Origin of the sequence: Nostoc sp. TCL240-02, from assembly GCF_013343235.1 — a bacterium.
In the GTDB taxonomy this organism is placed as follows: domain Bacteria; phylum Cyanobacteriota; class Cyanobacteriia; order Cyanobacteriales; family Nostocaceae; genus Nostoc.
Map to the genome: position 1 here is coordinate 7,841,529 of NZ_CP040094.1, position 21,467 is coordinate 7,862,995.

The following is a 21,467-nucleotide window of genomic DNA, read 5'->3' on the forward strand; positions in this document are numbered from 1 at the left end:
AGTAGGAAACTGGCTGTTACCCTTTCCGATGAGAATTTTCCGCAGGTTTAGTCAATGTATGTCCCACGTCTTAGGTCTATCTTTGTAGTATGTAAAGAAGCACTTCAACCTAAGATTATGCCTTCATCTAAAAAAGCTATCACCTACCCATCCAGCCAGAAAAGCAATCAAGTCGATAACTACCACGGTACTTTAGTCGCAGATTATTATCGTTGGTTAGAAGATCCTGACTCTGAAGAAACAAGGGCTTGGATTGAGGCACAAAATCAAATTACCTTTGGCTACTTGAGTGAAATTCCTGCCAGGGAAAAAATTAAACAGCGCCTCACCAAACTTTGGGATTATGAAAAATATGGTATCCCTTTTAAAGAAGGCGAATCTCTGCGAGATGGTTCCAGCGATCGCTACTTTTATTTTAAAAATGATGGACTGCAAAACCAAAGTGTCCTCTACACTCTCAAAAACCTCGAAGATCAACCCAAAGTTTTACTCGATCCCAATCAACTCTCAGAAGATGGCACTGTTGCCCTTTCAGGATTGTCTATTAGCGAGGATGGTAAACTTTTAGCTTATGGTCTATCCATCTCTGGTTCTGATTGGCAAGAGTGGAAAGTACGCAATGTTGAAACTGGTGAAGACCTACAAGACCATCTGAAATGGATTAAATTTTCTGGTGCATCATGGACACATAATAATCAAGGTTTCTTCTACAGCCGCTACGACGAGCCGAATGAAAAAACTCAATTAGAAGATGTTAACTATTATCAAAAGCTCTACTATCATCAACTAGGCAAACCTCAATCAGAAGATGTATTAATTTATCATCGCCCTGACCAAAAAGAATGGGGTTTTGGTGGTGGTGTTACTGAAGATGGACATTATCTAATAATTTCTATTTGGCTGGGTACTGACTCCAAAAATTTGGTTTTCTTCAAAGATTTAACTAACCCTAATGCTGAAGTCGTAGAATTAATTAACCAATTTGAGGCAGATTACAGCTTTATTGACAATGATGATAGCATCTTTTATTTCCGCACAGATTTAAATGCGCCACGGGGAAGAGTTATTGCAATTGACACTAAAAACCCTGCGCCAGAAAACTGGCGAGAAATCATTCCCCAATCAGCAGAAACCTTAGAAAGTGTAGGCATACTCAATAACCAATTTGTTGCTGATTACCTCAAAGATGCTCATAGCCAAATTAAAATATTTGACCTCAAAGGCGCATTTATTCGTGATGTAGAATTACCTGGGCTCGGTTCAGCCGGAGGTTTTGGAGGAAAGCGTCATGATACCGAAACTTTTTATAGTTACACCAGCTTTACCACACCAGGAACAATCTATCGCTACGATATGATAACTGGTAAAAGTACTATTTTTCGCCAGCCACAGGTAGATTTTAATCCTAACGATTATGAGACAAAACAGGTTTTTTATCAGAGCAAAGATGGTACTAGAGTACCCATGTTTATTACGCACAAAAAGGGTATTAAGTTAGATGGAAATAACCCCACTTATCTCTATGCTTATGGTGGTTTTAATGCCTCAATGACACCTAGCTTTTCGGTGAGTCTGTTGGTGTGGATGGAGATGGGTGGTGTCTATGCTATGCCCAATATACGCGGTGGTGGAGAATACGGCGAAGAATGGCATCAAGCAGGAATGAAGGATAAAAAGCAGAATGTCTTTGATGACTTTATTGGTGCAGCTGAGTGGTTGATTGCTAATAAATATACTAAGACACAGAAGCTAGCGATCGCAGGTGGTAGCAATGGTGGCTTATTGGTAGGTGCTTGCATGACACAGCGCCCCGATTTGTTTGGTGCAGCAATACCCGCCGTCGGCGTGATGGATATGTTGCGGTTCCACAAATTTACCATCGGTTGGGCTTGGATTTCCGAATATGGTTCAGCAGATAATTCCGAAGAGTTTCCAGTGCTGTATGCTTATTCGCCACTCCACAACATCAAACCAGACACAGCTTACCCAGCAACCTTAATTACCACAGCCGATCATGACGATCGCGTTGTCCCTGCTCATAGTTTCAAATTTGCCGCCGCTTTGCAAGAAGCTCACGCAGGTGATGCGCCAGTCTTAATTAGAATTGAGACTAAGGCAGGACATGGCGCGGGTAAACCCACAGCTAAAATTATCGAGGAAGCCGCAGACAAATGGGCTTTTTTGGTGCGGACTTTAGATGTAGAAGTTTAGCAACTTCGTAAGGTGGGTATTGCCTACCTTACGAAGCTAAACTAACTAAATCAATAATTAATTTCCCCAAAAATTTTTCCCGATATCAGTAGTTCCAACTTACAATTGCTGCCATTATCCTTGCAATAGCGGCGCGATCGCTATCCTCTCTAGATTCAAATAATCTTTCTGCTTGTTGCAGATGCGTAACTGCTTCCTTTTGATATATCCATCTATTCAGATAAAGTCCTAGTCTATATACAATACTTTAGTCACGTCTTCCTGTATTCTCTTTAAGACTGCGAATCAGAGGGTGAGTCTCAATATTAATAGATGAGTTAAAATTAAATCATCAATCTAGGCAAATATTAATTATGAAATGGGAAGAAGTTTGTGAACACAAGCAATTGCAAGATTTACCCTTCAAAATCGAATTAAATAAATGGGGTCAAATCGTCATGAGTCCAGTCAAAATTAAACATTCTTTTTATCAAGGAAGAATCCAACGTTTATTGGAATCTTTATTGAAAATAGGAGAAGTAATGCCAGAATGTGCTATTAACACATCAGATGGTGTAAAAGTTGCTGATGTTGTCTGGTGTTCAGAGGAACGATTTGCTCAAATTGAAGATGAAGTATCAGCGTCTATTGCACCAGAAATTTGTGTAGAAGTTAAATCCAGTGGTAACACTTTGGAAGAAATGGAATTTAAAAGAAATTTATATTTAGAAGCTAAAGCTGTGGAAGTATGGTTATGTAATGAACAAGGTCAAATTAAATTCTATAATAAGCAAGGTGAATTAGGTCAATCTTTCTTAGTTCCTAACTTTCCTAAACAAATTAAACGTTAATTAATTTTATGAGGTTTTGTAACCGATTATAACGTAAATTGCTTCTATATGAATTGGTGATAATTTTGTTGAATAAAATACAATACCTGTTAAAAGTAAAACTTCCCCATACTGCTAAATTGCATAAAATGGGCGGGCAATATGACCGCCCCACAAGGGCTATATTTAATTAGGTTATGCAATTTAGATGTTTTTTATCCCTCTTGTACTTAAAAATTGACAGCTTGGGCTGTCCCCTTGAGATGGATGATTGTATAAATTTGTTTCTGCCCTTGGTTGAATTGAGGAATCGTAGAAAACCGATTTAATGTTGTGATTCCGTTAGTTACAATTTTGGTTTCGTTGCTATATCCCAGATTTACATGGGGGATGAGCAAGCTAAATGTGGTGAAACCAGTATCTACTGTCTTTTTAATAGTCACAGTCACCAGTGTACCAATTTCCGTTTCGACAGTACGGATATCATCTCCTTGAAAGTTTAATGTCTGTTTCGGATCTTGATAGTTGAAAAGGGGCTTGCCAGTAATGCTTGATGCTGAGTAATTAATACTGACTTTCTCACCTTTGGAATTATATCCTGTGAAATTATATAAGTTCGGTGTTTTTTCTTCTAAGGCATGAGACTGTAATACAGGTATTGCTGTTAAAGCTATACCTAATGCGAATGATGCAATTAAGTTTCTTGTTTGCATATCTCAAAAAGTTATTGCTAGTTTGACGGAGATACCTACCCTGATGGGATAACAATTAGGAATCAAACCAATCGTAGAAGTAGCAATACCAAAACACTTGTCAAATGGAATACATTGCAATAGTTGTTAATATAATTACAATCAGAAATGTTGAATGCTGATACAAAACTTTACATTATTAGTTACACTAAGTCTCAAAAGCTTAAATTAGTCAGCAAAACATCATCTCCTCAAACCAATGAACATAGCTGATTTTCTGACACATACAAGATTGAAGATAGCGGAATTTATCTAATAGTGTATGTCCCCATTGTTCGGGAATAGATAAAAGCTGTAAAATCAGATAGGCTATCAAGCTCACGTAAATTTGTATGGTAATACCATTGACGTTTTTGGTAATGAGTTTGTCAAGTTTTAAGTGCATCTTTAAAAACTTCCACAACAATTCAACTCCCCAACGTAATCGATAAATATCCCTAATTTCATCATCATGAACAGCTGCATCTCCCGACTCTGGTAAATTAGTCACTAAGCGAAACTCGGTTTTTGTCTCTAAATCACAGAAATTAATTACTCTATAAGCTTGAGCATCATCAGATGCACCAACTTTGACCAATCCATTTGAGCCATCAAATTCTAGTTTCCAATTGTTTTTTATCCGCAAAACAAAATATTTGTTTTCTTGTACTAATTCTTGGATAAATTTTAATCCAGCAAAACCCCTATCCATTACTCCAACAGCATTTATTGGGAGACTAGACATCATTTTGGAACCAAATTTATAATCATGGTCATGTCCAAAATTGATGAAGTTATCTTCTGGGCTTCCTGTGGAGAGATTTAAGGAACTAAACAGCTTGACTTGATGATGACCTAGTACCCATAACAATTTACTTGTGAGAGTAATAATTGTTGAATCTATTGGACAAATTGCATATTTATTGTGTAACTTTTTTTGAACTTTCTTCTGTACTAATTCATTTAATTTTTGGTAAATCTCTTGAAAAGGTTTTTGGCTTCGATGTAAATTTGCTTTAGAGAAAGTAGAAATATCTACCTCAAAACAATTGTTATTTAATCTGTTAAACAAATCTCGCATACTTGTTAAGCTGTTATCCAGGGCATAGGATAGCCAGCACTCAAAAAACAGACGACTGTTCAATACTGGATAATCGTTTTTTGGCAGGCTTTTCAGTATATCTTTGACAATTTTGGGAAATGAATTTATAATCACAATCAAACTAATATATTTTAAGCCTTAGCCCAAAACTACCATATTTTGGGCTATTTTTATCGGATTTTTCTTAACATTCAACACTTCTGAATTACAATAATTAGTAACAGTACGTAACTTTACATCTGTCTTGAAAAGATAAAATAAGTATCACGGAATAGAAATAAAATTTTTATACCATATTCCAGGCTATTGCTTGTAAGTATATTGCAAATAAGTCAACGTGAAAACCGACTATTACGGCATAGGAAAAATAAAGCTACCATTAAAAATGTTAAAAAAGCTGAGAATGTTAAGTCCTCTGACTTCCACAAAGTAGTACTAAGGTTTTGTTTTATCAAAACAGAATTCAGGAAAGCAAGCTACAGAATGAATGCTGTACAACTAGTGGATAGCACAAGAGGTAGCGAGTCTCCTACTAATTGATTCTGAACGCAGTTTCGGAGTCCCCGGCTTTGCTTCTGAATTCTTCTTCAAAATTAGAAATTTTGCATTTGGCATTGCTTATGAAGTTACGTTCATATATGTTTATAGGTTTTTTTCTCAGTCTGCTCCTAACTATCGTCCCGTTTTCAGGCAATTTCATCAATGCTGCAACACCGACAGCAGCTGCACCTGTATCTGCTACCTCATTCACCCAAGGGGTTAAAAAAACGGTGTTGGACAACGGCTTAACAGTGCTAACCAAGGAAGTCCATACTGCTCCAGTGGTCAGCGTGCAAGTTTGGTATAAAGTTGGTTCCCGTAACGAAGTTAAGGGAGAAAATGGCATTTCTCACCAGCTAGAACATTTGATGTTCAAGGGTACAACTGCCCGCCCAGTGCAGTTTGGAAGATTGTTTAGTGCCTTGGGTAGTCAGTTCAATGCCTTTACTAGTTATGACGAAACAGCTTACTTTGGCACAGTGCAACGAGACAGACTCGAAGCATTGTTGACACTGGAAGCCGATCGCATGGAAAATTCCTTAGTTGGGTCTGAACAACTCACAAGTGAAAAGCGAGTGGTGATCTCGGAGTTACAGGGGTACGAAAATTCACCAGGCTATCGTCTGAGTCGGGCAGTGATGCGAGATGCTTTCCCTAACAGAGCTTATGGCTTACCCGTGGGAGGCACAAAAGCTGATGTAGAGAAATTCACGGTGGAGCAAGTACGGAATTATTACCAAACCTACTACAGCCCAGAAAATGCCACGTTAGTAATTACGGGGGATTTCGCCACAGAACCTGTACTCAAAGTTGTTAAAGAAACTTATGGGAAGTTGGCGAAACGATCGCAACAGGGCACTGTAAAAGGAAATGTCGCTCCATCTTCTCCAGTTGCCCCTACTACTAAAAAAGCACCGATTGTTTTGAAGCAACCGGGAAGTGCGGCATTACTACAAGCAGTGTATCCTTTACCAGATATCAAGCATCCTGATGTCCCGGCAATTGATGTGATGGATGCCATTCTCACAGGTGGACGTAGCTCTAGACTTTACCAGGCTTTGGTAGAATCTGGACTTGCCAGTTCAGTGAGTGGCGGTGCTGCCGAACTCATTGAACCAGGTTGGTATGAAATTAATGCTACGGCGGCTCCAGGTCAAGAGTTAAGTAAAATTGCCCAGGTGCTTCAGGAATCTTTAGGAAAGTTGCAACAGCAGCCTGTCACCACAGAAGAATTGAACCGGGCGAAAACCCAACTGCAAGCCTCCTATATCTTGGGTAATCAAGATATTACCAGCCAAGCGACCCAACTGGGATATAACCAAACGATCGCGGGCGATTATCGTTTTATTGAACAGTATCTCGCTGCGATCGCTAAAGTCACCCCAGCCCAAGTCCAGAAAGTAGCGAAAACCTACCTAAATCCGGCTAAACAAACCATCGGCTTCTTTGAACCGACTCAACCAGATGGTAAACCAGGGACTTCTAGCGCTGGTTCTGGTCGCACAGTAGAAAATTTCAGCCCCGGTAAACCTGTAGATCCGGCAGAACTAGCTAAATATCTCCCACCAGCCACATCAGCTACAGATTTGGCCAAACAATCGCTACCAGAAGAGTTTACCTTAAATAATGGTTTGCGGGTTTTGTTGTTACGCGATCGCAGCCTCCCCACCATTAACCTGAGTGGACAAATTGACGCTGGTACTGAATTTGACGGTAATCAAAAAGCTGGATTAGCGAATCTGACTGCGGCCAACTTAATGAACGGGACGCAGACTAAAAATGCTCTTACCCTAGCAAAAACCTTAGAAGACCTGGGAGCCGATTTGAGCTTCAGTGCTAGCCGTGAGGGAGTGAACGTTAGCGGTGAAGGACTTTCCAAGAACCTGCCGATACTGATTCAAACTCTGGCAGATGTGTTAGAAAACGCCACTTTCCCAGCCGACCAGCTAGAATTGAGCCGTCAACGATCACTGACAGGTCTTAAAGTCCAGCTAGATGATCCTAGAGGACTAGGACGACAAGTATTCCAGCAGGCAATTTATCCTGAAAATCATCCATTCCATAGCTTTCCCACATTTGAGAGCTTAAAAGGTATTAGTCGTGATGATTTGCTTGGCTTCTATCAAACACACTACCGACCAGATAGCACAACGATCGCAATAGTTGGAGACTTTGATCCAGTTAAGGTAAAAACTTTGCTGAATCAGGCCTTTGGCAAATGGCAAGCCACAGGTAAGCCACCTGTGCTAAAAATATCATCCGTGCCATTACCGCAAACTTCGACACGTTTAAACAAAATAATTCCTGGTAAAGCTGAGGCTGTTACCTACATCGGCTACAACGGCATCTCTCGGAAAGACCCACGTTATTATGCGGCACTGGTACTGAATCAAATTTTGGGTGGTGATACCTTATCGAGCCGCTTGGGTACGGAAGTGCGCGATCGCCTCGGTCTAACCTACGGTATCTATAGTGGTTTTGCTGCCGGAATCAATCCTGGCCCGTTCTTAATTCAGATGCAGACTGCTCCTCTTGATACCCAAAAAGCGATCGCCAGTACTGTCGCTTTACTTAAACAGTTGCGCGAACAAGGAGTAACTGAGGCTGAATTCAACACGGCAAAACGCTCACTTACTAATAGCTACCCCGTGGATTTAGCTAATCCCAGTAATGTATCAAGCATCATTTTGGATAATGCTGTCTTGGGACTTTCACGATCGGAAATCCGAGACTTTCCCCAAAGGATTCAAGCAGTCACTATGGCTCAGATGCAACAGGCAATTGAGGATTTAATTAAGCCGGAAAATCTGGTAATTGTCACCGCCGGGCCTGGAGAGGCTGTACCTAAAGGCGGTTAATTAACTCACTAAATTTTAAATTTTGGATAATGAAATTGAAAGATTCAAAATTCCAAATTTAACCTGACAGTGTTAAGAGACACATACCTGAACATTTTGAGAGAGTATTTCTCTATCTAACGGAGGAATTGAGAAAGATAGTATCAGGACAAAATAAACAGATATTCCGATCACCTGACGAACTTTAACTCCTATTTCCCCATTTCTATCTAGAAATGGGGAATTTTTTTTAAAAGCTACCAACATGGAATTCTAATTAAATATTTATCTGTCTTAAGGAGGAATAAGATAAAGTCTAAAAATAATAAAAACTTAAGTAGCCCGATTACCCTACCGGATTTTTTCTAGCTCTCCCCATGTTTTTATCTAACGGGGGAGAGTTTATTTAAAAAATTGATGGGCTGCACCAACGCAGATGAGAGTCCTTTCAAATCAATCAGCTTAGTTTAATGCTTAATTCTGCCTAACCTTCGTGAAAATCATTTTTAATGACGCTTCCACATGCTAATGTAATTCGTAAAAAAGTATGTAACTAGAGAAAATTCAACTTTTTACTCTTGCAATATCTTGTTTTTCCGAGTTTATTTTTCTTCTTTCTTTTCTTCTAAATTGGTTGTCTTTGCATTTGGCATTAGGATATAGTTTTCCTGGCTCTGTTGTTCTTCTTTCTTTTCTTGTATAACTTGAGTGGAGTATATTTCAACATCTCGTTGAATAACATTTTCTACATTACCCGCGAAAAGATTAAACGCCTGTTGGTGGCTTGTATAATCACGATAAGGGCCTGTCAACTGGGAGAATTGCCACCCTTGAGTTTTCAAAGATTCGACTGTACGACGATAGTGTCGCCAACGTTCACCGTAATGAAAAAACTCTTCAATGGCAGCACTAATAGCAACAATCTGACTCAAACCAAAAGTTGACCAGATAATGATATTTCTGGCTCTTTCGTTAACTTGTAAAGTAGAAGTAGTGTTAATATTTAAACTTACCAGCGCTGGGAGAATTACACCGCCAATAATAGTTGTTATCCGCAACAAATAATGGCGATCTCGTGACAAATTAGCCTTATCTTCCATCCAGAGTACTTGGTCTAACCAGCGCGATCGCAAAAAATGCTTTTGCCCATCGCCTAAATTCATACCTTCAAATAACTTGTTAAAATCTTCCTTTAAAAATTCCTGATAGCTATCTTTTTTTGCCATTATTCACTCCTAATTAGAAAGCAAATCTTTAATTATTTGACCTAAATTTTCAACCCCATTCTCTATGTCAATTAAGTTGACGTATTGTAATATACCAGATTTCGCCAACTTTTTAGCTCGCTCATCAGTAGCCTTTCCACGCAAAGCATCGGCAAGAATATCTGCGGTTCTACCACTACCAGCAATCACAACAACTAACCTTCCAGTATTAACGCTAGAAAACGCATCATCAAAGGTGATCTCACCACCGTTTAAAAGTACAGTCACTGAAGGTGCATTATTGGCCAGCATAGTTGCAACGTCAGATATCCAAGGTGATTCGTCGCCCCAATTATCGCCAGGAACCAGTACAAAATGAGTATGATTTGGCTCTAACGGTGTCAAATCAGCATCAGGTTCTTGTTGATTAGGTAAAGCCACTTTGTTTTCAGGTGTTACACCAATCAAAGCAAACTTAGCACCTATCTGGGTACGAGCCTCACCCATCAATTGCATAACTCCCGCATCCGTACCTCCATCCACAACATAAGCACCCAAACTTTCGGCTATGGGGGCTAAAACTTCTGTAAACAACCGTTTAATCCGAAGAAAGTCGGCTTCACTGATTTTACTTGCACCCCCTACCACTACTAAAATAGAATGCGAACCGCCAAGCCCGATTCGCTCAAGAGCATCTGGTAATTCGGCTTGTCGATCAACTCGAATAGCTAATGCTGTTTGTCCACTGTCAAAGGTAAGTTTCAAAGAATTTTTCATTTTTTCACAATTCTGACTGCTTAAGTTTTCCAGGGTAGAACTTCATGCCATGTTCCGCAAGGGTTGTATTACCGACAGTTAATTGCCCAAGCGTTCAGTTTTTTGTCCAACCAAGGCGCGATGTCTCCGACGGGCTATTTGGTGTCGCCAGAAGTTTCATTTAGTGCAGCTTCAAAAAGCAACGTTATGATAATTAATGCATTAATCAAGCTTACGCCTAATAATAAATAAGTTGGCACAAACAAACCTCTAGAATACGGAGACGATTAATCGCCTCTGTAAAGCTGTTAGGTGCTGTGCCTAAGCCAAATCGATGTTGTACAAATTTCCATAAGGATAATTGAAGTGACTAGGACTAATTCAGACTTTCTTTCCTCCAGCGATCCAGCGATCGCGGAGTTAATCAACGACGAACTACAACGCCAGCGAGATCACTTGGAGTTGATTGCTAGCGAAAACTTTACCTCTGCTGCTGTACTGGCGGCTCAAGGTTCAGTACTGACAAATAAATATGCCGAGGGATTACCTGGTAAACGCTACTATGGCGGTTGTGAGTATGTTGACAAAATCGAGCAACTAGCGATCAACCGCGCTAAACAGATATTTGGTGCTGCTCATGCCAATGTCCAACCCCATTCTGGCGCACAAGCCAATTTTGCTGTGTTCCTGTCGCTGCTGCAACCAGGGGACAAAATTATGGGGATGGATTTGTCTCACGGGGGACATCTCACCCACGGTTCACCTGTAAATGTTTCAGGTAAGTGGTTTCAAGTTAGCCACTACGGTGTCAGTCAACAAACAGAACAACTTGACTATGACCAAATTCGGGAGCTGGCGCTGAGGGAGCGTCCTAAGCTCTTGATTTGTGGTTATTCGGCTTATCCCCGGATAATTGATTTTGAAAAATTCCGTAGTATTGCTGATGAAGTCGGTGCTTACTTACTTGCCGATATCGCTCATATCGCTGGTTTAGTTGCTAGTGGTCTTCATCCCGATCCCATTCCTCATTGTCATGTAGTAACAACAACTACACATAAGACTCTCCGCGGCCCTAGAGGTGGTTTAATCTTGACCAGCGATGCAGAACTAGGTAAAAAACTAGATAAATCTGTTTTTCCTGGTACTCAGGGCGGGCCATTGGAACACGTCATTGCTGGTAAGGCAGTGGCTTTTGGAGAAGCTCTAAAACCTGAGTTTAAAACTTATTCTGCCCAAGTAATTGAAAATGCTCGTGCTTTGGCAGAACAACTACAAAATCGGGGTTTAAAATTAGTGTCAAATGGCACTGATAACCATTTACTGCTCGTGGATTTACGTTCTGTAAATCTAACTGGTAAACAGGCAGATCAGCTAGTCAGCACTGTGAATATTACTGCTAACAAGAATACTATTCCCTTCGATCCCCAATCGCCATTTGTTACCAGTGGTCTGAGGTTAGGTTCGCCAGCAATGACTACACGGGGCTTAGGAGTAGCAGAATTTACCGAGATTGCAAATATTATTAGCGATCGCCTTCTTTCTCCAGATTCCGACGTAGTAACCCAAGATTGTCGGCAACGGGTAGCAGCATTGTGCGATCGCTTCCCCTTATATCCTCACCTGGAAATTCCTGTACCAGCACTAGCATAATTGGGCATGGGGCATTGGGCATAGGGCATTGATAAATAGTTCTTCTTCCCAATTCCCCATTCCCCATTCCCCATTCCCCATTCCCCATTCCCAATTCCAATGAGTGCAGAAATTATTTGTGTTGGTACTGAACTGCTGCTAGGAGATATCCTCAACGGCAATGCTCAATATTTGGCCCAACAATTAGCGCAGCTAGGAATTCCCCACTACTATCAAACAGTAGTTGGGGATAATCCAGAACGGTTGAAGCAAGTTATAGAAATTGCTATTTCCAGAGCGCAAATTCTCATTTTCACTGGTGGACTCGGCCCCACACCAGATGATCTCACCTGCGAAACCATCGCCGATTTTTTTAAAACCCCTTTGGTAGAAAACCCAGAAATCATAGAAGACATAACCCAGAAATTCGCCCAACGCGGTCGGGTTATGTCACCAAGTAACCGCAAACAGGCTTTGATTCCCCAAGGTGCAGAAATTCTCCCCAACCCCACAGGAACAGCACCCGGTATCATCTGGCAACCCCGTTCTGAAATCACGATTTTTACCTTTCCTGGTGTTCCCAGTGAAATGTACCCGATGTGGGAAGAAACAGCCGTCCCATTTCTCAAAAGTCAAGGTTGGGGTAAAGAAATTATTTACAGCCGGAGTTTAAAATTTTGGGGTATTGGTGAATCTGCTTTGGCGGAAAAAGTTTCTTCCTATTTGAAGTTGCCAAATCCCACAGTAGCCCCTTACGCAGGTAAAGGGGAAGTAAGATTGCGAGTTTCTGCTAAAGCCACTTCTGAAGCAGCCGCAGAAGAACTAATTGCACCCATTGAGAAACAACTTAAAGAAATTGCCGGACTAGATTTTTACGGCGTTAATAATGATACTCTTGCTTCTGTTGTCGGTGAGTTATTGCGGGTATCAAAAGAAACGCTTTCGGTGGCAGAATCTTGTACTGGTGGCGGTTTAGGGCAAATGTTGACCGAAATTTCTGGGAGTTCTGATTACTTTTGGGGTGGAGTAATTTCTTATGACAATTCGGTGAAGGTTAAGCTGCTGGGGGTTAATCAGGAAGATTTAGATAAATTTGGGGCGGTAAGTGCCACTGTTGCAGAGCAAATGGCAATTGGTGTCAAAACCCGCCTTGCAACAACTTGGGGATTGAGTATTACTGGTATTGCTGGCCCAACTGGAGGGACAGATACGAAGCCAGTAGGTCTAGTTTACGTTGGTTTAGCTGGGCCAAAGGATGAAGTGACAAGTTTTGAGTATCAGTTTGGTAGGGTGCGAGGACGCGCTCTAATTCGTCATGTAAGTGCAAATGCAGCGTTGGATAATCTACGACGGAAATTGTTGACGAGGTAGAAGGTATGTTATCTTTGTCATACAAGTGTATGACAAACGAACCTAACCATGCGAATTAATGCACGATTAGATGACGAGTATGCTGACAAACTAGCCTTTATTCAACAGCAGACTAATCAGGCAGTAACAGATGTAATTAAATCTGCCCTCGAATTGTACTACCAGCAGCTTCAGCAGGAGCAAAAGAATGCGTTGTCGATGCTGACTCAAACAGGTTTTATTGGTTGTGGTCATACAGATTTGGATCTGTCTGTAAATTACAAATTAATTTTGAGAGATGGCTTAAAAGCTAAGTATGATTATCGTTGATACTGGCTTTTGGTTAGCCTTAGCAAATCGAAATGACTTGTACCACACTCAAGCAGTAACAGTACTTGCCAATGTCAATGAACCTTTGATTACGACTTGGGCTGTCGTCACAGAGACTTGCTATCTACTGCTAACAAAGATGGGCAACCACGCGCAAGTAAGTTTTATTAATAACTTATTTCTAGGCGTGTTTACGGTTTTTGATTTGCAACCCCATCATGGTAAGCGCATTTGTGAACTGATGGAAAAATATGCGAACTTACCAATGGATCTTGCCGATGCTTCGTTAGTAGTTTTGGCAGAACATCTGGAGCATGGAAGAATTTTGTCTATAGATTTTAGAGATTTTAATGCTTACCGTTGGAAAAATCAGTATCCGTTTGAAAATCTGATGGTATGTTAAAAACTCAATTATGAATTAGGCAGCTATGAGCAAAATTCCCATTCTTCAACCAAATCACTCATACACTTTTAGAAGCTATTTTGAGATGTCATTTGAGCCAGAAGACATACTGGCTGAATTTGGTTATTCTTTAAAACGTTCCTCTCTGAATTTACAAAAGTCCACTATTGAATTAGATAGACTCGCAAATCTCAAATCTAGAATGGAGGAGAGTTTTGCCTTAGAACTGATTGCTATTGATGCGTGGACTGATTCTCAAGAGGCAAATTTACAAGGGGCTGTTATGTTTCTACAGGGGATATTTGGCAATTTTGTCTACTGAATCGAGAAAGTAAACAAATAACTCAAGACCTGAATTTATATCGTGTTCCTGCTGACACAGTTAACTTCTAACCATCAGCCATTCAACTCCTATCCATCAGCACAATTAATCAAGGATAGCTTGCTGTATTCTTCAGAGTTTGTTACAAAATTACAAAGAACTTCTAAACACCCAAAACCGCAAGTTCCTACTTTGTTTAATGTCTAATGCGAATATAAAACCTTTAGTAACAAATTATACATTTGATTATAATCATCAGCCATTCAACTCCTATCCATCAGCACAATTAATCACGGGATCGCTTGCTGTATTCTTCACAGTTTGTTACAAAAGTACAAAGAACTTCTAGAGACTAAAAACCACATGTTCGGCGGACTTACTGGTTTACAAGATCCTAAAGGCACTGATTGGGGAGAGCGGATGCTCAATACGGTCGCCAGCCAAACGATTCGCCACCTGTTTACCCAAAGCGAGTCAGTAGAAGTCTTTGTGCGCTGCTACCCCTCCAGCAAACTGTTGCAAGGCAGCATTGATAGCTTCAAAATGAGTGGTCGTGGCTTGGTGATTCGGAGAGATTTCGCAGTGGAGGAGATGTCTTTTGAAACCGATGCGGTGGCAATTGACTTCGGCTCGGTTTTAAGTGGCAAACTCAGTCTGAAGCAACCCACTCAAGCGATCGCTCAGGTAATTTTATCAGAAGTAGGCATCAACCAAGCCTTTAGCGCGGAACTGGTGAAAAAGCGTCTGCTTAATCTCTCTGTACCCTCCCTGACAGCATTATCTGGCGGTGAACCAGTTTCTTTTACGGAAGTTCAGGTACAGCTATTACCTGAAAATCGGTTGCAGCTTGTAGCAAAAGCAGATTTAAATAATGGCGAACTCGTGCCTCTGAGCATGATTTTAAGTATAGGCATTGAAAGGCGACGGCGAGTTTCTTTCAAAGATCCGAAAATTCAACTTGACCAAGTGCCAGAAGCACAACGGGAAATTTCGCAAACCTTGAGCGTAGCGCTGGTAGAAATTTTAGATAATATGGTTGACTTGGATCGTTTTGACCTCGATGGAGTGAAAATGCGGCTAAACCGACTAGAAACTGAAGGTCAAAAACTTATTTTCAGTGGATATGCTGAAATTGAGCGTATTCCAAGTAGCAGCTAATATAAAATCAACACGCAAAAAATCAAAGTAAAGTTTTTCTGAGCAGCTTTATGTAAAACTTTAAACAAATTAAATACCGCCTAGATTATTCTAGGCGGTAGTTTAAATCTTAGGTTTTTAAGGGATTTCAAAGTAATTGATTATAGGTTCTAATTCATTTTTACTTATCACCCCCAATTCCCTAACTCTCTATCTTCCCACACCTACATATTGGAATCCAGCCCGGATCATTGCTTCGGGGTCTAGGAAGTTACGACCATCGATAATGACGGGGTGGGCCATCAGTTTTGCCATCTTCACATAGTCGAGAGTGCTGAACTGCTGCCATTCGGTAACTAAGACTAAGGCATCGCAGCCATCAGCTAGTCTTTCGGCATCAGTTTCTACTAGCACACCAGAAAGCCCATGACGCATACCTGTTTGAGAAATAATCGGGTCGTAAGCTTTAACTTTGGCTCCCAGTCGGTTTAGCTGCTCAATTAAAATGAGGGCTGGGGCATCGCGCAAGTCGTCGGTATCTGGCTTGAAGGTCAGTCCGAGTAGTCCGACTGTTTTACCTTTGAGAATTTTCAGAACTTGTTGGAGTTTCTCCAGAGCAATCAAGCGTTGGCGTTCGTTGACACTGACAGCAGCTTTCATTAGCTGGGCTTCATAGCCATAATCATCAGCAGTGTGAATCAGAGCCGAAACATCTTTGGGGAAACAAGAACCACCCCAACCGATACCAGCTTGTAAAAACTTATTACCAATGCGGGAGTCTAGACCAATACCTTTGGCTACTTGGGTGACATCAGCACCGACGCGATCGCAAATATTAGCAACTTCGTTAATAAAACTAATCTTAGTGGCTAAAAAGGCATTAGCGGCGTATTTAATCATCTCCGCCGAACTCAGGTCTGTTGCCAGAATTGGCACTGGGGGTAAAGATTGATCAAGAGCGTACTTGCGTTGCACAATTGGGGCATACAGTTGTTCCATTAAGGCTACTGCTCTTTGGCTATTGCCTCCCAATACAATGCGATCGGGGTTGAAAGTGTCGTGAACTGCCGAACCTTCGCGCAAAAATTCTGGATTGCTTACGACATCAAACTCGGCTAATTTCTCATCACTCGGTACTCCACCTGCGGGTACTAATGTTTTTTGCCGCTCTGCAATCCCATCTAGAACAAGCATCCGCACCCAGTCACCTGAGCCAATGGGGACTGTAGACTTATTCACTATCACCTTATAACCACCGTTGAGATTTTCCCCAATCCCACGGGCTACAGCTTCGACATAACGAGTATCACTTTCACCAGTAGGTAAAGGTGGTGTTCCGACAGCAATAAACAGAATTTCTCCGTGGGAAACTCCAGCAGCAAGATCGCTTGTAAAATGAATCTTCTCTGTTTGAATGGCAGACTGCATAATTTCTGAGAGTCCCGGCTCAAAAATGGGGGACTGCCCAGACTTCATTAACTTAACTTTTTCTTCGTTGTTGTCTACGCAAATTACATCATGCCCAATATGAGCCAAGCAAGCACCTGTAACTAAACCAACGTAACCAGTACCAATCACGCAAACACGCATTCTTTAACTCCCTAATTTTTTTTGGGTGTAGTCTTCAAAAAGAAGTTATCAATATGACACTTAACACGCTGTTAGTAAACTCAGCCACTAAGCATACTAGCTACCGAGCAGATGAGCCTGCATGAAAATTCAGAGCGATGTTAGGCGCTATTTAGTTGGTTGAATTATTGCCATCGCCTTGAATGCGATCGCGGAAATCTTCTATTGTCAGTTTTAACCCCTCTTGCAGAGGAATGGTAGGTTCCCAATTTAACCAAGTCTTTGCCTTGGTAATATCGGGCTGGCGACGGCGGGGATCGTCTGAAGGTAGTGGCTCGAATTTAATCTGTGCATCTGGATTGATCATGTTCTGCACAGCTTGTGCCAACTGTAAAATCGTGTACTCACCAGGATTTCCCAAATTCATTGGGCCAATATAGTCGCTATTCATCAGGCGGATGAATCCTTCTACCAAGTCGGAAACATAGCAGAAACTACGAGTTTGCGAACCATCACCATACACGGTTAAAGGATTACCCCGCAAGGCTTGAACTATAAAATTGCTCACCACCCGACCATCGTTTTCTAACATTCTCGGGCCGTAGGTGTTAAATATCCGCACAACTCGAATATCAACTTTATTTTGTCTGTAGTAATCAAATGCTAAAGTCTCAGCAATTCTTTTACCTTCGTCATAGCATGAACGTATCCCAATGGGATTGACGCTACCCCGATACTCTTCAGTTTGGGGATGAACTTCTGGATCTCCATATACTTCACTAGTCGAAGCCAAGAAAAACCTCGCTTTCACACGTTTAGCCAGCCCCAACATATTCAGAGTTCCCATCACGTTAGTTTTAACAGTTTTAACTGGGTTGTACTGGTAATGAACTGGTGAAGCAGGACAAGCTAAATGATAAATTTGATCCACTTCTAACCGAATTGGTTCGGTAATATCGTGGCGGATAAGTTCAAAGTACGGATGACCTAACCATTTAAGAATGTTACGTTTATGGCCAGTGTAAAAGTTATCCAAGCATATTAATTCATGCCCATCGGTCATTAATCGGTCGATGAGATGGGAACCAATAAACCCAGCACCGCCCGTTACCAAAATTCTCATAGTTTCCCAGTTACTTACAAATATTTTCAGTACCTATTGCACTTACTTTTAGATTACCCAGCTTGGGGACAAAAATACATAACTCAAAAAAGAACAAGGCTTAATCAAAAAGTATTGTTGAACTTACTTATTTTTCTAAGGTTATAATCTTGTGATGTTTTTACCTACTTCTTTAATAATTTAACTAGCAAAATAACAAACTTAGTCTCAATATTGTCAGTCTTCTACTTAAAGTTCATCAAATCTTCAATAATATAAAGTGTTTTCACGGTTATTTCTGTTCTCTGTTTAGATGCAAAGCAGTAAAGAATAGACTGTAGAAATGTACAGATATACTTACAGTCGATTTATTTATTGCAGAGCTTTTTGTCAATACAGATCGCAGCCCTAGTTCACTCAGATAGACTCAAATATGCTTGATATTATACAGCAGATGTAATACTAGTAACCGTGTTAGACATAACTATATTTGTGGTTTGAGTGCGCTGCGGTTCTCCAAGCATGACAATGGAGCAGGTTAGTTGTCTGGCTAACTGGGTTGTAACATCGCTAATGGCTAACCCTCCAGGACTGGTACGATTGCGTATAAAAGGTAAAACTACTAAATCATATAATCGTGCTGCCTGCAAAATTGCTTGGGCAACATTTTCATGAGCAATAATTTGAATTTCTGGGGAATTAGCCAAAGCTAAATTAGATACCATTAGGGAGAGATGCGATCGCCTCCAAGCAATTTTACTGGAACTAGTGCGGCGATCGCACACATTTAGCACAGTAATGTGGCTCTGATTTGCCTCAGCCAGCATTTGGGCAAATTGTACAGGCTGTAATATGGGTGCTGTTAAGTTTTCTACTGGTACTAAGATGCGCTGAATTTTTTTCGGTGATTCTACTAAACGTGTCACCGCTACTGGACAATGGGATGCCCAAAGCACACCATCAATCACATTCCCAAATAGACGCGCTCGTAACCCAGTCCGTTTACCCCAACCCATAACAATTAAATTAGCCTTTTGTTCGCGGGCGGCTCGGCTAATTCCTTGAGCAAAGGCATCATCAATTCGCAGCATTGGTTCTGCGGTCACGCCCAATACTCGACTGTGTGTCGTGGCTTTGGTCAATAACTGCTCACTGCGTTGTAGACAAGCTTCTAACTGTGGTGCATCCATCTGAGCCGCAGCAGTTGCGATCGCCAGTGGTATAATTTTTCCCTGAGACTGACGCGCTAATAATGCCGCCATTTCAATTAAATGCTGTTCGGTATGGGGATTATAGACAGGTACAACAATCGTAAAAGCGCTGTCTGTCTCTGGTGCATTCTGGTCAGGTAGAGGTGGTGCAGGAGCTTCCACTTGTAAGGAATTCAACCCAACAGCTATTCTACTGGTTATCAACGGCCCCAAGGTTGAGGTGACAACCATTAAGACAATCACACTGTGTAATACTTCTAGTGGCAGCAATCCGGCCTGATATCCTACAAGGGTAGCTGCTAAGGTTGTACCAACCTGGGGAAGTGATAGTGACCAGATGGTTAGCGTTTCTTGCCACTTGTAGCGGTAAAGCAGTTTTGTCAACAAAGCTGCAATCAATTTACTGACAATCAAACCGACTATCATCAACAGCGTGAGCTTGAGCGTATCTACGTTGTTCACAAATGCGGGTAGATTGATCAGTAAGCCAAGGTCAACAAAGAAAATGGGAATAAACAGCACACTGCCAATAAATACTACCTTTTCTTTAACTGGGCCTTCACCCACAGCTTCATTCACTGCCAAACCTGCTAGAAAAGCACCAACAATTTTTTCTATCCCAATTAATTGAGCGCCTACAGCCGCCAGAAACACAGAAAGCAACACAAATAAAAACTTGTTTCCTTCATCATCTCCAGACCGCTTGAAAAATTCTTTACCTGCCCAATCAAAGCCTGTAACAACGGCAACAGAGTAAATAATTAACCAACCCGACAAGGTGAGTAGTTTAGCAAAGCTGAATGCTCCAGCATGAGTGATGCCTACACAAACGCCTAAGATCAGCACTGCCCCAATATCTGTAAAAATCTTAGCTCCAATGGTGACAGTAACAGCTTCATTGTTTACCACTCCCAAACGGCTGATTATGGGATATGCCAAAAGGGTATAGGAAGTAAATAAAGAACCAATTAAAATTGAAGTATTCCAGCTATAGCCTAAAATCAGCCCTAGTAAGGTTCCCACGATCATGGGGATAATAAAAGTCAAGCTAGCAAACCCAAAGGCACGACTTTTTTGGCGACGGAACTTTTCGAGATCAACTTCTGACCCTGCGACAAACAATAAATAAATTAACCCAATGTCTGATAGCAGGTTAATCATTGGTGAGTCAGACTGAAATAAATTCCAGCCTGAAGGGCCAAGTACTAGCCCTGAGAAAACCAAACCCACTAATCCTGGTAATCTTAGCCGCTCAAACATGATGGGGATAACTAAGATAACCACCAGTAAAATAGCAAAGGGAACAATTGGTTCTTTGCCAAGAACTTGGGAAGTTGGTTCCAGAACAAGAACTTGTGATATGAGTTCCATCATGTAGGAATTGAAGGGGCTATGGTAAAACTGCGATTACCTGGGGGCGATCGCCTGATGGATATAAAATGGGTAAGCCACCTGACGAAAAATTAAAAATATTAACTTACACTAACTAGGCAATTGTCTAAGAACTAACTACCTACGGATGGATTTGACTTAAAATAAACCGCAAGCGATCGTAGTCGTCTTTAAGTAGCACGCTTAGGTTACGTCCAGCTTTAATTAGCCATTCTCGGTCAGCTTTGCGTAACTGGTATACATCTCGAATAGCAGCTGCGGTTAAAGACTCGACTGGCGCACCGTTAATACAAAGCAATGTCCGCAAAAAATCTAGTTCTTCAGTAAATTTAACGATCGCTTCTGGTTCACACCGATAAACAGCTTGATGAATTTGCGGGGGACGGGGTGGTAGATACTGATATATTCTTTGGTTATAACCTTGATTCTGGGAAGATTGTTCAAATCCCACGATCGCAGCTCGAAATTCTGTTCTCAGCATGGCAAATATTTGGGGTTGTTCCTCACGTAAGTCTTGCAGTGACAACCCCAAAGCTCTCGCTCGGTGTACTGAGTCTATAGGCATGGTAGTGGCATAATATACCACCCCATAGACTTGATTCCCAGATTCTTCATCCACAGAACAAACCCAACTACCAAAGGGTGGCATGGAGGTAAAGCTCAAATCTTCTGGTTCCAAACACTGAGCTAGAAATTCAGTACTAGTAGTTTCAATCACCTCGGCAATGTGGTTGGGATGGCGATCGCCAGTAGCAAACTGTGGTAGTGGGAGGCGCATAGTAATTTAGTCATTAGTCATTGGTCATTAGTCATTAGTTTTTGTAAAAGGAC

Annotated in this window: 17 protein-coding genes; 9 read left to right on the forward strand and 8 right to left on the reverse strand. The window is 41.2% G+C overall.

The window, feature by feature from the left end:
• Positions 1–117: 117 nt before the first annotated feature.
• Positions 118–2,211: a prolyl oligopeptidase family protein gene (locus FBB35_RS33635; RefSeq protein ID WP_174713449.1), complete on the forward strand. Its 2,094-nt coding sequence runs from the start codon at positions 118–120 to the stop codon at positions 2,209–2,211.
• 353 nt (positions 2,212–2,564) lie between these two features.
• The gene (locus FBB35_RS33640; RefSeq protein WP_174713450.1) at positions 2,565–3,041 is read left to right on the forward strand and encodes a Uma2 family endonuclease; all 477 of its coding nucleotides are present in this window, start codon (positions 2,565–2,567) and stop codon (positions 3,039–3,041) included.
• Positions 3,042–3,250: 209 nt separating this feature from the next.
• Here FBB35_RS33640 and FBB35_RS33645 read toward each other — a convergent pair whose 3' ends face one another.
• Together FBB35_RS33645 and FBB35_RS33650 are read right to left on the reverse strand one after the other, a co-directional pair.
• The gene (locus FBB35_RS33645) at positions 3,251–3,733 is read right to left on the reverse strand and encodes a hypothetical protein (protein ID WP_217481688.1); all 483 of its coding nucleotides are present in this window, start codon (positions 3,731–3,733) and stop codon (positions 3,251–3,253) included.
• 211 nt (positions 3,734–3,944) lie between these two features.
• A complete protein-coding gene (locus tag FBB35_RS33650) occupies positions 3,945–4,967 on the reverse strand; it encodes an IS4 family transposase (protein ID WP_174708137.1) in 1,023 nt (340 codons plus the stop codon).
• Between the two features lie 524 nt (positions 4,968–5,491).
• Here FBB35_RS33650 and FBB35_RS33655 point away from each other — a divergent pair.
• Positions 5,492–8,251: a pitrilysin family protein gene (locus tag FBB35_RS33655; RefSeq protein WP_254625770.1), complete on the forward strand. Its 2,760-nt coding sequence runs from the start codon at positions 5,492–5,494 to the stop codon at positions 8,249–8,251.
• Positions 8,252–8,832: 581 nt separating this feature from the next.
• On the opposite strand, the gene FBB35_RS33660 is transcribed toward FBB35_RS33655, so the two are convergent.
• Both FBB35_RS33660 and FBB35_RS33665 read right to left on the reverse strand, forming a co-directional pair.
• On the reverse strand, positions 8,833–9,456 hold the full coding sequence (locus FBB35_RS33660; RefSeq protein ID WP_174713452.1) for a DUF4231 domain-containing protein: 624 nt from the start codon (positions 9,454–9,456) through the stop codon (positions 8,833–8,835).
• A 9-nt stretch (positions 9,457–9,465) separates the two neighbouring features.
• Positions 9,466–10,212 carry a hypothetical protein gene (locus tag FBB35_RS33665; protein WP_174713453.1) on the reverse strand — a complete coding sequence of 249 codons (747 nt, stop codon included), beginning with the start codon at positions 10,210–10,212 and terminating at the stop codon, positions 9,466–9,468.
• A gap of 345 nt (positions 10,213–10,557) precedes the next feature.
• Here FBB35_RS33665 and glyA point away from each other — a divergent pair, with 345 nt between their 5' ends.
• The 6 genes from glyA to FBB35_RS33695 all read left to right on the forward strand — a co-directional run bounded on the left by glyA (position 10,558) and on the right by FBB35_RS33695 (position 15,383).
• The gene (glyA, locus tag FBB35_RS33670; protein ID WP_174713454.1) at positions 10,558–11,841 is read left to right on the forward strand and encodes a serine hydroxymethyltransferase; all 1,284 of its coding nucleotides are present in this window, start codon (positions 10,558–10,560) and stop codon (positions 11,839–11,841) included.
• Between the two features lie 99 nt (positions 11,842–11,940).
• On the forward strand, positions 11,941–13,191 hold the full coding sequence (locus FBB35_RS33675; protein WP_174713455.1) for a competence/damage-inducible protein A: 1,251 nt from the start codon (positions 11,941–11,943) through the stop codon (positions 13,189–13,191).
• Positions 13,192–13,239: 48 nt separating this feature from the next.
• Positions 13,240–13,500: a CopG family transcriptional regulator gene (locus FBB35_RS33680; RefSeq protein WP_174713456.1), complete on the forward strand. Its 261-nt coding sequence runs from the start codon at positions 13,240–13,242 to the stop codon at positions 13,498–13,500.
• Positions 13,487–13,903, forward strand: a complete 417-nt coding sequence (locus tag FBB35_RS33685; protein ID WP_174713457.1) for a type II toxin-antitoxin system VapC family toxin — start codon at positions 13,487–13,489, stop codon at positions 13,901–13,903. Before FBB35_RS33680 ends, FBB35_RS33685 begins: the two co-directional genes overlap by 14 nt.
• 25 nt (positions 13,904–13,928) lie before the next feature.
• Positions 13,929–14,225: a hypothetical protein gene (locus tag FBB35_RS33690; RefSeq protein ID WP_368041815.1), complete on the forward strand. Its 297-nt coding sequence runs from the start codon at positions 13,929–13,931 to the stop codon at positions 14,223–14,225.
• A gap of 363 nt (positions 14,226–14,588) precedes the next feature.
• The gene (locus tag FBB35_RS33695; RefSeq protein WP_174713866.1) at positions 14,589–15,383 is read left to right on the forward strand and encodes a DUF2993 domain-containing protein; all 795 of its coding nucleotides are present in this window, start codon (positions 14,589–14,591) and stop codon (positions 15,381–15,383) included.
• A gap of 189 nt (positions 15,384–15,572) precedes the next feature.
• On the opposite strand, the gene FBB35_RS33700 is transcribed toward FBB35_RS33695, so the two are convergent.
• The 4 genes from FBB35_RS33700 to FBB35_RS33715 form a co-directional block, all read right to left on the reverse strand.
• Positions 15,573–16,952 carry a UDP-glucose/GDP-mannose dehydrogenase family protein gene (locus FBB35_RS33700; protein WP_174713458.1) on the reverse strand — a complete coding sequence of 460 codons (1,380 nt, stop codon included), beginning with the start codon at positions 16,950–16,952 and terminating at the stop codon, positions 15,573–15,575.
• Between the two features lie 151 nt (positions 16,953–17,103).
• Positions 17,104–18,054: a UDP-glucuronic acid decarboxylase family protein gene (locus FBB35_RS33705; RefSeq protein WP_174713459.1), complete on the reverse strand. Its 951-nt coding sequence runs from the start codon at positions 18,052–18,054 to the stop codon at positions 17,104–17,106.
• A gap of 422 nt (positions 18,055–18,476) precedes the next feature.
• Positions 18,477–20,615, reverse strand: a complete 2,139-nt coding sequence (locus FBB35_RS33710; RefSeq protein WP_174713867.1) for a cation:proton antiporter — start codon at positions 20,613–20,615, stop codon at positions 18,477–18,479.
• A gap of 142 nt (positions 20,616–20,757) precedes the next feature.
• The gene (locus FBB35_RS33715; RefSeq protein WP_174713460.1) at positions 20,758–21,414 is read right to left on the reverse strand and encodes an HAS-barrel domain-containing protein; all 657 of its coding nucleotides are present in this window, start codon (positions 21,412–21,414) and stop codon (positions 20,758–20,760) included.
• Positions 21,415–21,467 lie beyond the last annotated feature (53 nt).

What these genes read in the sequence shown, in the direction of transcription:
- FBB35_RS33645 (WP_217481688.1), bottom strand. Translation starts at nt 3,733, where the DNA reads ATGCAAACAAGAAACTTAATTGCATCATTCGCATTAGGTATAGCTTTA.
- FBB35_RS33655 (WP_254625770.1), top strand. Translation starts at nt 5,492, where the DNA reads ATGTTTATAGGTTTTTTTCTCAGTCTGCTCCTAACTATCGTCCCGTTT.
- FBB35_RS33680 (WP_174713456.1), top strand. Translation starts at nt 13,240, where the DNA reads ATGCGAATTAATGCACGATTAGATGACGAGTATGCTGACAAACTAGCC.
- FBB35_RS33675 (WP_174713455.1), top strand. Translation starts at nt 11,941, where the DNA reads ATGAGTGCAGAAATTATTTGTGTTGGTACTGAACTGCTGCTAGGAGAT.
- FBB35_RS33700 (WP_174713458.1), bottom strand. Translation starts at nt 16,952, where the DNA reads ATGCGTGTTTGCGTGATTGGTACTGGTTACGTTGGTTTAGTTACAGGT.
- FBB35_RS33660 (WP_174713452.1), bottom strand. Translation starts at nt 9,456, where the DNA reads ATGGCAAAAAAAGATAGCTATCAGGAATTTTTAAAGGAAGATTTTAAC.
- FBB35_RS33715 (WP_174713460.1), bottom strand. Translation starts at nt 21,414, where the DNA reads ATGCGCCTCCCACTACCACAGTTTGCTACTGGCGATCGCCATCCCAAC.
- FBB35_RS33665 (WP_174713453.1), bottom strand. Translation starts at nt 10,212, where the DNA reads ATGAAAAATTCTTTGAAACTTACCTTTGACAGTGGACAAACAGCATTA.
- FBB35_RS33710 (WP_174713867.1), bottom strand. Translation starts at nt 20,615, where the DNA reads ATGGAACTCATATCACAAGTTCTTGTTCTGGAACCAACTTCCCAAGTT.
- FBB35_RS33695 (WP_174713866.1), top strand. Translation starts at nt 14,589, where the DNA reads ATGTTCGGCGGACTTACTGGTTTACAAGATCCTAAAGGCACTGATTGG.
- FBB35_RS33635 (WP_174713449.1), top strand. Translation starts at nt 118, where the DNA reads ATGCCTTCATCTAAAAAAGCTATCACCTACCCATCCAGCCAGAAAAGC.
- FBB35_RS33640 (WP_174713450.1), top strand. Translation starts at nt 2,565, where the DNA reads ATGAAATGGGAAGAAGTTTGTGAACACAAGCAATTGCAAGATTTACCC.
- FBB35_RS33705 (WP_174713459.1), bottom strand. Translation starts at nt 18,054, where the DNA reads ATGAGAATTTTGGTAACGGGCGGTGCTGGGTTTATTGGTTCCCATCTC.
- FBB35_RS33690 (WP_368041815.1), top strand. Translation starts at nt 13,929, where the DNA reads ATGAGCAAAATTCCCATTCTTCAACCAAATCACTCATACACTTTTAGA.
- FBB35_RS33685 (WP_174713457.1), top strand. Translation starts at nt 13,487, where the DNA reads ATGATTATCGTTGATACTGGCTTTTGGTTAGCCTTAGCAAATCGAAAT.